Annotated in this window: 12 protein-coding genes and 1 other RNA gene; 3 read left to right on the top strand and 10 right to left on the bottom strand. The window is 68.6% G+C overall.

Annotation, left to right across the window (positions count from 1 at the left end):
- Positions 1-399: 399 nt before the first annotated feature.
- The 4 genes from CKO31_RS19610 to CKO31_RS19595 form a co-directional block, all read right to left on the bottom strand.
- Entirely contained in the window at positions 400-543 is a 144-nt protein-coding gene (locus CKO31_RS19610) for a hypothetical protein (RefSeq protein ID WP_200240677.1), read from the bottom strand.
- Positions 544-800: 257 nt separating this feature from the next.
- Entirely contained in the window at positions 801-2,243 is a 1,443-nt protein-coding gene (locus CKO31_RS19605; protein WP_200240676.1) for an NUDIX hydrolase, read from the bottom strand.
- A gap of 101 nt (positions 2,244-2,344) precedes the next feature.
- Entirely contained in the window at positions 2,345-2,944 is a 600-nt protein-coding gene (locus CKO31_RS19600; RefSeq protein ID WP_242475528.1) for an SRPBCC family protein, read from the bottom strand.
- A gap of 5 nt (positions 2,945-2,949) precedes the next feature.
- Positions 2,950-3,711 (bottom strand): SDR family oxidoreductase, encoded by a 762-nt coding sequence (locus CKO31_RS19595; protein WP_200240672.1) that lies wholly within the window; start codon positions 3,709-3,711, stop codon positions 2,950-2,952.
- A gap of 393 nt (positions 3,712-4,104) precedes the next feature.
- Here CKO31_RS19595 and ssrA point away from each other — a divergent pair.
- From ssrA to CKO31_RS19580, 3 genes are all read left to right on the top strand, one after another.
- Positions 4,105-4,465, top strand: a transfer-messenger RNA (tmRNA) gene (gene ssrA / locus CKO31_RS19590).
- A 258-nt stretch (positions 4,466-4,723) separates the two neighbouring features.
- Positions 4,724-5,023 (top strand): type II toxin-antitoxin system HigB family toxin, encoded by a 300-nt coding sequence (locus CKO31_RS19585; protein ID WP_200240671.1) that lies wholly within the window; start codon positions 4,724-4,726, stop codon positions 5,021-5,023.
- Positions 5,024-5,026: 3 nt separating this feature from the next.
- The gene (locus tag CKO31_RS19580) at positions 5,027-5,410 is read left to right on the top strand and encodes a helix-turn-helix domain-containing protein (RefSeq protein ID WP_200240670.1); all 384 of its coding nucleotides are present in this window, start codon (positions 5,027-5,029) and stop codon (positions 5,408-5,410) included.
- Positions 5,411-5,738: 328 nt separating this feature from the next.
- On the opposite strand, the gene CKO31_RS19575 is transcribed toward CKO31_RS19580, so the two are convergent.
- The 6 genes from CKO31_RS19575 to CKO31_RS19550 form a co-directional block, all read right to left on the bottom strand.
- A complete protein-coding gene (locus CKO31_RS19575) occupies positions 5,739-6,134 on the bottom strand; it encodes a PilZ domain-containing protein (RefSeq protein WP_200240669.1) in 396 nt (131 codons plus the stop codon).
- A gap of 318 nt (positions 6,135-6,452) precedes the next feature.
- Positions 6,453-6,860 (bottom strand): helix-turn-helix domain-containing protein, encoded by a 408-nt coding sequence (locus tag CKO31_RS19570; RefSeq protein WP_200240668.1) that lies wholly within the window; start codon positions 6,858-6,860, stop codon positions 6,453-6,455.
- Between the two features lie 339 nt (positions 6,861-7,199).
- Positions 7,200-7,763, bottom strand: coding sequence for a hydrogenase maturation protease (locus tag CKO31_RS19565; RefSeq protein ID WP_200240667.1), 564 nt, complete (start codon positions 7,761-7,763; stop codon positions 7,200-7,202).
- Positions 7,760-9,286, bottom strand: coding sequence for a Ni/Fe hydrogenase subunit alpha (locus tag CKO31_RS19560; protein WP_200240666.1), 1,527 nt, complete (start codon positions 9,284-9,286; stop codon positions 7,760-7,762). The genes CKO31_RS19565 and CKO31_RS19560 overlap by 4 nt, the downstream gene beginning before the upstream one ends.
- A 148-nt stretch (positions 9,287-9,434) precedes the next feature.
- A complete protein-coding gene (locus CKO31_RS19555) occupies positions 9,435-9,998 on the bottom strand; it encodes an NADH-quinone oxidoreductase subunit B family protein (RefSeq protein WP_242475523.1) in 564 nt (187 codons plus the stop codon).
- Entirely contained in the window at positions 9,995-10,762 is a 768-nt protein-coding gene (locus tag CKO31_RS19550; protein WP_200240665.1) for a 2Fe-2S iron-sulfur cluster-binding protein, read from the bottom strand. The genes CKO31_RS19555 and CKO31_RS19550 overlap by 4 nt, the downstream gene beginning before the upstream one ends.

Below are 10,762 nucleotides of genomic sequence, written 5' to 3'. Positions count from 1 at the left end.
TGTCGAGCAGTGGGTCGAGAGCAACCTCGGGCTTTCCATCCTGGCGCGACGCCGGCGCGCCTTCAAGGCAGACATGAAAACTGCATGAACGGATTGGGCGTCAGACACGGTAAAGTGAACAACCTAGCCACTGGCCAAGTACTAAAGCGAAGCGGGTGCTCGCCGCTCTACGCCGCAACGGCTGGGAAATCAAGCGGCTAAACTCCGAAGCTGGCCAAACAGCGGCCAGCTCGGGTAAGCCATGACGTTATGCAGGCTGCTTACCTCTGCAAAGGGTCGTAACCGGCCAGTCGCCGCACGCCACTTCCGTGTCCGCGTCCGGTACTTCCTTCACCGCACCTATGGGGATGGCGCAGGCGACCCGCTGGGCCACGCCGTCAACCATATCCGAGTCCGTGCTCATACCGGCGGCGGCCGCCGCCCCACCACGACCGGCTCCCACCCGGACTCCAGCACCGACATCGCAAACCGCTCGGCACTGACGGCGACGAGATGATCGCCAACGCGAACACCGCGCACGTTCAGTCGGTCGCCGATCTCCAAGCCGCCGACCCCGATTGCCGAACCATCGAACCGTTCCAGGTCGTCGCGGGGCCGTCGCGGGGCCGTCGCGAGCGACCCCAAGCGAACATAACCGGGTTGCGAAGGGCGGCAGGAGTGTCGGTGGAGCATCAGAAGCGGCGGGCGAAACCACTCAAGCTTGTCAGCCGCAGGCCATTGAGCACAATACCCTTGTCCTTCACTCGGCTGCCTTCCCAGGCCCTCATGCTTGGACAGGATGCCCAATCGATGGGTGTCGCCTAAGGCGTTGCCGGCACCGACGGCGCCGTACGCTCCGGCAGCGCCACCTCGATGAAGGTGGTGAGCGGCTCGCCTCCCGCCGGCAGCAGCGGGTCGCCGGCGCGCCGGAAGCAGCAGCGGCCGTGGCCGGTGATGCCGTACTCGGTCCAGGTGCCGTCCGGGTGGAAGACGCAATCCCCGACGGTGGCGCCTTCCAGGCGATAGTAGAGCGCCCCCATGACCCAGAAGTCCGCCGCCGACGGCTGCTTGTAGCCGAGCGCGGTGCGATAGATGGGATGGGTGTGGAACACCGGGATGGGCACATAGCGCGCGGACATGTGCGCGAACAGCAGCACGTCGGAAATCACCCCGGCTACGGCCCCGCGGGTGAGGAAGCAGCCGACCCGATCCTCCACCGTGTCGTAGATCAGATCCAGCGACATCTCGCAGCGCGCGCGGCTTTGTAGGGCCAGCGCCGCCTCGGGGCTCGCCCGGCCGGGGATGGAGCGGGCGTCGCGGGCGCTGCCGCGCTCGGCGAGCCGCTCCACCCGGGCCTCCCGCCAGCCCGCCAGCAGCGCGTCCGGCCGCTCTGCGTCCAGCAGCCGGCAGTCCCGCCACAACCGCGGGTCCGGGCGATAGCAATCGCGCGCGGCGGTGGACATGGACGACCACAGCTCGCTCGCGAAGGTCGGATTGGCCTGATAGACCTCGCTGGCGTCGCGCCGGCCGAGCGCACGGGCCGCCGCGAGCATGGACAGCGCCATGGGCCACAGCCGCGGCAGGGCCGCCTCGGCGGGCGGCTGCATGCGGGCCGGCCGGCGCAGGGACAAACCGCCGGTAGCCGGCGTCGGCACCTCGGACTCGGGCCCCAGAAGAAAACGCCGGCGCTGCGCCTCGCCGGGTGCCTGCGGGCTGGAGGCGGGATCATCGCGCCAGTCCGCGAACATGTCCCGCAGCGCCCGGTTGTCGAGCAGCTCCACCGCCTCCGCCAGCGGCATCCAGCAGGGGGCGCCCTCGGCGGTCTCCGGACCCAGGGTCACGGCGGTGTGATCGCAGAAGACCACCAATACGGTGCAGTCGTACTGCTGGAAAGGGCCCTCGCGGTAGCGCTCGGCAACGCGGAAGTCGGCCAGCGGCGGCGGCTTGGGCACGGCTTCTTCGGCCAGCTCGCGGCGGGCGTCTTCGCGCACGTCCACGCGCGCCGGCACCAGGCCGAAGGTCAGCGCACCGCGGCGCAGTCCCTGCACCGGGGAGTAGCCGCAGCGATACTCGCGGGTGCGCAGCAGCAGGAGCTGATCGGTCCGGGGGTCAATGCAGAGCACCTGCACCGTGGTCGGCGTATAGCCGGCGCGGTCCAGCAGTGCCGTCAGCGGGTGCCAGACGGTGATTTTGAACAGCCAGCGCAGCCATTGCGCGACACGCACCCGCCGCGACGGCACTGCTTGCTCTCGATTGGGCTCCATGACGACTTGGTCCACTCCCCTCTGCCGACGACACCGATCAGCGCCAAGCGGAGTGTAAGCCAGCCGCGGGCAGCGACCAAGGCGCGGTGGGCCGCGCAGGCTCAGGAGCGCGCGCGGGCGAGTCGCTCCAGATTGCGTAGCAGGCGGCGCAGCTCGCGCTCCAGCCCCTGCTTCACCAGCGCCGTGCCCACCACCGGCGGCACCATGAAGTCCGGGGTCAGGTCGGCGCGATAGGACACCCGCACGCCGTCCGACCGGGGATAGAGCCGCCACTCGGTGCGCCCGGCGCTGAAGTCGCTCGCCGCCGGCACGATGACGGCCACCAGCCGCTCCGGGCCCTCGCGTACGTCCTCCACGCGTGTGAGCTCCCGGCAGAAGAGCTGCTGCACGCAGGCGCGCACCAGGGTCGTGACACGGGCGTCATAGGGCGCCGGTGCCGCCTCGACACGGCTCTCGCGGATGGCGGGGTTCAGCGCGGTGAGATTGGCGTAGTCCGTGAGCTGCGCGTGGACTGCCGCCGCGGGCGCCGCGATCTCCATGTCCGCGCGCAGGCGGTAGCGGCCGTCGGCGTGGCTCACGTCCAGCGTCAGCAGGGACTCCGCCGCCGCCGGCATCGAGCCAAGCGCGGCGGCGAGGGCTGCGACGGACAGCCAGCCGCCCACCCGACCCGGCAAGCGACGCGGGAGCCGGCGCCGGCCCATGGCGCTCACAGCTCGCTCATGCCGCCGTCGACCACGTACTCGGAGCCCGTGACGAAGGACGCCAGCCCGGAGAGCAGGAACAGCGCCACCCGCGCCGCCTCCGCCGGCACACCGAAACGACCCAGGGGCACCTTGGCCAGCACGGATTGGGCGATGGCGTCGGCGGCCTCGTCCGGCAGTCCCGAACGGGAGAAGAAATCGGTCTGGATGGGCCCGGGGCTCACGGCGTTCACCCGAATGCCGCGGGGCGCCAGCTCCGCCGCCAGCACCCGCACCAGCGAGCGCAGCGCGCCCTTACTGGCACCATAGGCGGCCGCCCCCGGCAGCCCGCTGTCGCGCGCAACGGAGGTGTTGACGACCACCGCCCCGCCGTCGGCGAGCAGCGGCGCCAGCGCCCGCACCTGCAGCATGGGCCCGCGCAGGTTGACGGCGAGCTGGCGGTCGATGGCCTCCGCCGTCAGGCTCGCCAGGGGCTCGAAGCGCGCCATGCCGGCATTGAGGAAAGCGCCGTCGAGCCCGCCGAAGCCCTCGCGCACCGCCGCCGCCAGTTGCTCCGCCGCCGCCGGATCGCCGGCGTCGTTGACGCGCGAGGTGACGCCCGGGCAGTCCGCCTCCAGCGCCGCCAGACGCTCGGTGGACGTACCGGTGGCCAGCACCCTTGCCCCGGCGCCATGCAGCAGCTCCACCGCAGCCCGGCCGATGCCGCTGCTGCCCCCGGTCACCAAAAAGCGCTTGCCGGCAAAGCCGAAATCCAGGGAGTCACTCATAACCGGTGCAGTCCGCCGCCGTCATCATACCCGCAACATGGGCCCGCGCCCGCCCGCCAAAACCCCGCCGGGCGGCGCCCACCCACCGAACCGCGGTCAGCACCCCAGAGCCCGACCACCGAGCCCACCCCGCTGCCCCCAACAGGATGCGGGGACGGTATACTGAATTCGAAAAATTACGCTGAAAAATCACGGTGACGGTATACTGAGCATTGAGCTTGACCGAGCGCGGCGACACAGGCCCCCAAGCGTGGCCGGCGCTCCCGGCCGCCGTTATTATTGTCGCAGCGTCGACGCTGCCGGGCACATGCAGCCGGCGCCCTTGGCAACCGCCCTGTTCGACCCCATTTGACTCGGAACGCGTAGGGCGATAGACTGTCCTATCTTGTGAATGGGGGCGACTAGGCTTCGACGCGGGTCGCAAAACCCGAGGTGCATGCCGAGGTGCGGGATACCTCGTAAAACCATCCGCAAATCAATAGTTGCCAACGACGACAACTACGCTCTCGCTGCTTAACCCAGCGGGCCTCACACCGTCACTTGCCTGTGGGCGGCGGATTCGTGGGGTCATATCACACAGGATCGCGATGACGGGAGCCCGGACCTGATTCGCTAAAACCCCCAATTCGGGATCGCCGACCAGTCGCCCTGTCCCTCGGGCGGTGGAAGGTTAAACACAATAGAGCGGACTAAGCATGTAGGACCGACGGCGGAGGGCTCGCGGACGCGGGTTCGATTCCCGCCGCCTCCACCAAACAACATCCTCACGGCCCGCCTCGCGCGGGCCTTTTTGGTTGCGATCTTCCCCCACAGCTGTCCGCCGCCGCTGGTGCCGGACAACAACCCGAATCCGACTTCCTCGCCTGCTGCTGCTACGCTGGCCAGCACTACGTTCCCGTGTAGACATCGGTTGCTGGCAACCAAACGGTGTATGTGCCCGAGGGACGATTTCCGCGACAAGTGCCTGCGATAGGGCGTTGCTCCCATCATGGGAGGTGAATACACTCGACTCATGAGAGTGATCGCCAAACGAACCTTGCGGGAGTTTTACCAGCAGCCGCGTTTTCGTGACGCCAAAGGGCCGCTGGAGGCCTGGCACGCCGAGGCGATCAAGGCCAAGTGGCTCACGCCGCACGACATCAAAGCGCAGATCGGCACTGCGAGTATCGTTTCCCACTCTCTGGTGGCATTCAATATCGCCGGGAACAAGTACCGCTTGGTCGTAGACGTGGACTACGCACGACAAGCAATGTTCGTGAAGTTCGTCGGCACCCATGCCGAGTATGACAAACTCGACCTGAAGAGCAGGTGAAACATGGACATTCGACCCATCAAGACCGAGCAAGACTATGACGCGACCATGGCGGAGATCGAGGCCCTATGGGGGGCCGAAGTCGGCAGTCCCCGGGGCGACAAGCTGGATGTATTGATGACGCTGGTCGACGCCTACGAGGCAAAGCATCATCCCATTGCTCCACCCGATCCGGTGGAGGCCATCCTGTTCCGCATGGAGCAGGCCGGATTGCAGCGGAAGGACTTGGAGCCTTACATCGGCCACAGTGGACGGGTATCCGAGGTCTTGAGCCGAAAGCGACCGCTCACCCTGGACATGATCCGCAAACTCTGGAAGGGGCTGCATATCCCGCTGGAGAGCCTGATTCAGGATGAATCCGACGAGAACCATCGCCAGCATGCATGAGCGTGCACCCCGGAGCCTTGATCACGATCGCGTCCATGCATGGGCGAGCCCTGCACAGCCGCGGCTTCCAGCCTTGCTTCTGTCAGGCAGGGATCGCCTGACCACGCAGTGAGCGGACCACGTGGCCGGAGTGATGATCAAGGCCTTCCCCAGCCAGGGCACGGCATAAGAACTGGGCGATGTCACGTGAATGTAAAACCGATGCGCCGCGGTGCCTCAGCGCATCGGTGCGAAGCTACGGAGTGTCGCCCGTGAGGCCGCTGAAGCGGACATAGCCGACCGGCTTCCGCGGCGCCCGACGGCCTCAAGCCGGCCCAGACGCTCCGCGTCAGGCTTCGTCCAAGGCCCGAGCCCGCCGCGCCAACAGCGCACGCAGACGCTGCCGTACTGCCGGCGTCGGGCCGTCGAACTTGACGCCCAGCAGCCAGCGATCCTGAAACGCGACGTGGGCGACCCGAACCACCTCGCCCATGAGCCGAATCGGCTCGGCGCCCTCGGCCGGGTCCAATGACAGGAGCAATCGCGAACCGCGCGGAAAGAAGTCCCGGGTGGTAGCGCCGAGCCCGCCCTCGCTCAGATCCGACGCAAGCAGCGGGACGGACCGCGTCGTTTTGGCTCGCGGCACCGGCTCCACAGTGACGACGCCGTCGAAGCCCGCCCGACGAAAGCGCCTACGCTCCTGGCGAACCACGGATTCGCCCCCGACTCCATAAAACTCTCTCATCGCCTCAACGTCCTGGCGCCGAATCCGGTCGCAGCCGCAACATACTTGCCGGTAACGTGAAGTGTAGCCCCCCTGGTGTACCTTTGTAAGGGCATCTCTGTCATCTCGATCAGTAGTGTCCTGACTCTTCGAGAGAACAAGATCAATGACCCGCAGAGTGTTCTTGCCCACAGTGCAGCGCCGTAACGCGCCGCCTGCTGCTGGCGAGATGCCGATTGATTGGCCGCTTGCCTTGCGGGTCAGGCTCAGGCCGTGTGCCACCCGTACCGCCCGGAGACGGGGCCGATGGCTCGGGTCAGCGCACGGCTCCGGCCTGGGTCATGTCGCTCGGGCGCTGCGACCCGTGTTACGGCTACGGCGCCCCTGCCGTGGCGGCGGCTCCAACTGCACGGCGTGGGCGCAGTCGAGCACGCGCTGCTGCCAATCCGCGTCGGCCCGGCGGAAGGCGTCGAGGAGCCGCATTTCCTCCGCCGACATGGCGGTCGCCTCGCCGCCTTCCAGACACAGCAGGTACGCGGCGCTGACATTACCGAGTGCCTCGGCGAGCGCCTGCGCCCCCTCGACACTGGGGCGGCGAAGACCCTGCTCGTAGTTGCTGATCCGCGACTTGCCGTAGAGCCCGTCGGTCAGCGCCGCGAGCCCGGCGAGGCTGAGTCCGCGGGCGTGGCGGGCCGCACGCAGCCGGCGGCCGATCTCACGGGTTAGCTCAAGCTCTGATTCGGTCATGATCGTCTCTTGTTCTTACTCCACTCAACAGTCCGCTATGGTATCGCCTCCTTGTGTGCTCGTGTATATGAGACAGCGTCCCTCGGCCTAAATTTCGCAGGCTGCAACAAAGCGCCGCCGCCGCGGTCGTCCGCACAACTCTTGCGGTAGGTGACGGCGATCAAAACGCCAAGGGCAGCATTGGCGCCGGACAGTGCCTGCTCCAGGGCCGACTCGTGCGCAACCGAGGATGCCGTGCCCGGCGCTGGTCCTGTCGGGTCCGCGCAGGCGTGAACGCACGGGATCTGGCAGCTTGACGCGTGGGGCCCGCTGCGGCGGCCTCATTAGCGCGCCGCGGCGTCAGCCTTGGCCGCGAGCTCGATCATCGGCGCGGCCGCCCTGCCGGCCGACTGCCGGGTCCTGCGGGCGCAGGAGCCGCAGCGACAGCCGCAGCCAATCCAGTGCCGCCGCCAAATTCCGGGCGCCGGCGATGCTCAGCGGCTCGCCTAGCCCGAAGCGCTCGCCCCGTACCGCAAGGACGTTGAGAGCCGGCGCCATTGCGAAGAGCCGCTGATACACGGCGGCCAGGGCCGGCGGACTCAGGCTGTGGGTGGTGATGTCGAGCGCCGGGTCCGGGCTGACCTGCGCGACGCTGAAGGGCGCCGGACCGCTGGCGGCGGCATCGACGATAATGCTCCGGCGGCGCCCGCGCAGCTCCAGCGCGTGCTCGGGCTGGAGCTGGTAGGCGTCCAGCAGCTCCACCCGGCCGGTGCGGGCATCGGCTTGCAGGTCGGCACGCAAGCGCTCCAGCAGCAGTGGGCCGATGGCGTCGTCGCCGCGATCCGGGTTGCCGACGCCGATGACCAGCAGCGGTGCCCGCTGACTACCAGGCGCCTGGCGGGGCTCCGGGTCCAGCAGGCTCACGCCGGCGGCTTGGCCGAGGGCGACCCGGCATCCGCAGCACCACGACGGACGACGCCGTCCGGGTCCCGGCGCAGTACGTCCACTAGGGCGCCGTCGCCGCGCTCCAAGGTCACCGCCAACGGCATCTGCCCCAGCGCATGGGTGGCGCAGGAGAGACAGGGATCATAGGCGCGGATGGCGACCTCGATGCGGTTCAGGAGCCCTTCGGTCAGCGTATGCCCGTCCAGCTCGTCGCGGGCAACGCGGCGGATGGATGCATTCATCGCCTGGTTGTTGTTGGTGGTGGAGACGATGAGATTGGCGCGGGTCACCAGGCCGTCGGCGTCGATCTCGTAGTGGTGGAACAGGGTGCCGCGGGGCGCCTCGATGACACCGATGCCGCTGCGAGCAGGCGTGCCCTCACGCAGCAGGTCGCTGCCGGTGATGTCCGGGTCGTCCAGCAACCGGGCGATGGCCTCGGCGCAGTGCAGCAGCTCGATGAGCCGCGCCCAGTGGGTGGCGAGCACCGACTGCACCGGCCTGCCCTCCCCGGCCGCCGCGAAGACGCGCCGCGCCGCTTCGGCCCGCGGTGTGTCGATGAAATCGCAGTTGTTGACCCTCGCCAAGGGGCCGACCCGATACCAGCCGGCCTCCGGCCCGAGTGCCGCGATGAAGGGGAACTTCATGTAGCTCCAGGGCTTTACCTGCTCTTGCAGCAGCTCGCCGTAGTCTTGGTCGCAGGCGTGGTCGAAAATGGGCTCGCCGTCGCGGTCGTGGGCGCGCAGGCCGCCGTCGTAGAGCTCCAGCGCGCCGTCCGGGCGCACCAGGCTCAAGCTGTTGGCGGGCACGGTGGCGAAGCGGCGATACCCATCGCCGCCCGCCTCGAACAACCGCTGCATCAGCACAACCGCGTCCTCGGCCCAGTCGATGACCTGGGCGATGTCGGCGCCGAGCAGCTCGCGGTCCGCGTTGTCCAGGGCCTTGTTGACGCCGCCGGGGACGGCGCCGGTGCCGTGGATACTCTTGCCGGCGCAGACGCGGATGACTTCTTGGCCGTAGCGGCGCAGCAGCACGCCGCGGCGGGCGAGCGCCGGCTCGTCTCGGATGACACCGACGATGTTGCGATGCGCCGGGTCGTCGTCGGGGCCGAACAGCAGGTCCGGCGAGGACAGGTGGAAGAAATGCAGCGCATGCGACTGCAGCACCTGGCCGAAGTGCATGAGCCGTCGCACCTTCTCCGCCGTCGGGCTGAGCTCGGCGGCGCCCGCCAGCCGGTCGCAGGCCTTGGCCGCCGCCAAGTGGTGACTCACCGGGCAGATGCCGCACAGGCGCTGCACCGTCACCGGCAGCTCCCAGAACGGCCGGCCCTGAATGAAGCGCTCGAAGCCGCGAAGCTCGACGATGTGCAGGCGCGCCTGCTGGACGCGATCGTCGTCGTCCAGCAGCAGTGTCACCTTGCCGTGGCCCTCCACCCGCGTCAGCGGCTCGATGCAGACGCGGCGCAGTCGCTCCGGGTGGTCTGCGGTCTCAAGTGGCATCGACATCGGCTTGCGCTCCTGAATTGGGCCCGTCTGTCACCAGCGCCTTAGGCTCACGCAACGGCGCCGCGCCGCGACGACGGCTAGGTCCTGCGCCGACCCCGCTGGGTCTGTTGGGGCGTTGCGCGAGCCCTTGACTGCGCCGGGCCTTGGATCAGTCATACCGCAGCTGCGCCCAGGTCAGGTGCAGCGCCCCCCCCTCCAGTACCGCGGTGAGCAGGCTCCAGATGGCATCGGCACTGGGCGGGCACCCGGGCAGGAAATAGTCCACCCGCACCACCTCGTGAATCGGGTGCACCTGCGAAAGCAGCAGCGGCAGCTCCGGGTCATCAGGGATGCCCGGATTGACCAGACCCATGCCATGGACAAAGGCCTCGTCCAGCACTTCCGCCAGCGGCACACTGTTGCGCATGGCCGGGATACCGCCGGTGACGGCGCAGGCGCCCACCGCCACCAGGACCTTGCATTGGCGGCGAAATTCGCGCAGCACCTCGACGTTCTCGGCATTGGCGACACCGCCCTCGATGAGTCCCAGGTCGCAGGGCCCGAGGGTCTTGATGTCCGTCAGCGGCGTGCGGTCGAAGTCCACTCGCTCGACCAGGTCCAAAATCCGCTCGTCCATGTCGAGCACGGACATGTGACAGCCGAAGCAGCCGGCAAGGGATGCGGTGGCGACACGGACCTTTTGCCCCACGGGGGGCTCGGCGCGCATGTTCATGCCAGCACCTCGCTTTCCGCATCCGCGGCGAGCACTTCTGCGTCCGGGTCAAGGGCGACATCCCCCACCCGACTCACCGGTGCCAGATCGAACCGCCGCTGCCCGATGGGCACCCGGAAGGCCTCGTCCCGCGGCAGGATGGCGCCGACGGGACAGACGTGCGCGGCGGCGTCCTCGGCGCTGAAATCCGTGTCGCCCAAGCGCCCGCTCGGGGCATCGACGATGAGCTTGCTCGTGATCCCCCGGCCGCTGACGGCGAAGACGCGCTTGCCGTCGTGGTCCCGGCTCGCGCGCACACAGAGCTCGCAGAGGATGCAGCGGTTGTGATCCAGGATGACGTCCGGGTGGGAGGCGTCCACCGCCCGCCGCGGGAAGCGCTGCGGGAAGCGGGGGGTCAGCATGCCGCAGTGGTAGGCCACCGCTTGCAGGGTGCAGTTGCCGGATGCCTCGCAGGCCGGGCAGACGTGGTTGCCCTCGGCGAAGAGCATCTGCAGCACGGCCACGCGCAGCGCGCGGATGTCGGCCACCTCGCTCTCGACGCTCATGTCCGCCGCCGCCGGAGCGGTGCAGGCCGAGAGCTCCCGGCCGTCGGCGCGCACCACACAGACCCGGCAGCTGCCGTGGGGCGCATAACCCGGCTTGTGGCAGAGATGCGGGATATAGACTCCGGCCGCCAGCGCCGCGTCCATGATGGTCTGCCCCGGCGTGAAGGGAATGCGGCGGCCGTCCAGGGTGAAGGTGGATCGCTGTTGGTCGTTGCTCAT

Source organism: Thiohalocapsa halophila (assembly GCF_016583825.1).
GTDB classification, from domain to species: domain Bacteria; phylum Pseudomonadota; class Gammaproteobacteria; order Chromatiales; family Chromatiaceae; genus Thiohalocapsa; species Thiohalocapsa halophila.
Note: the sequence above shows the minus strand (reverse complement) of the source record. Positions and strands in the feature narration are given on the sequence as shown.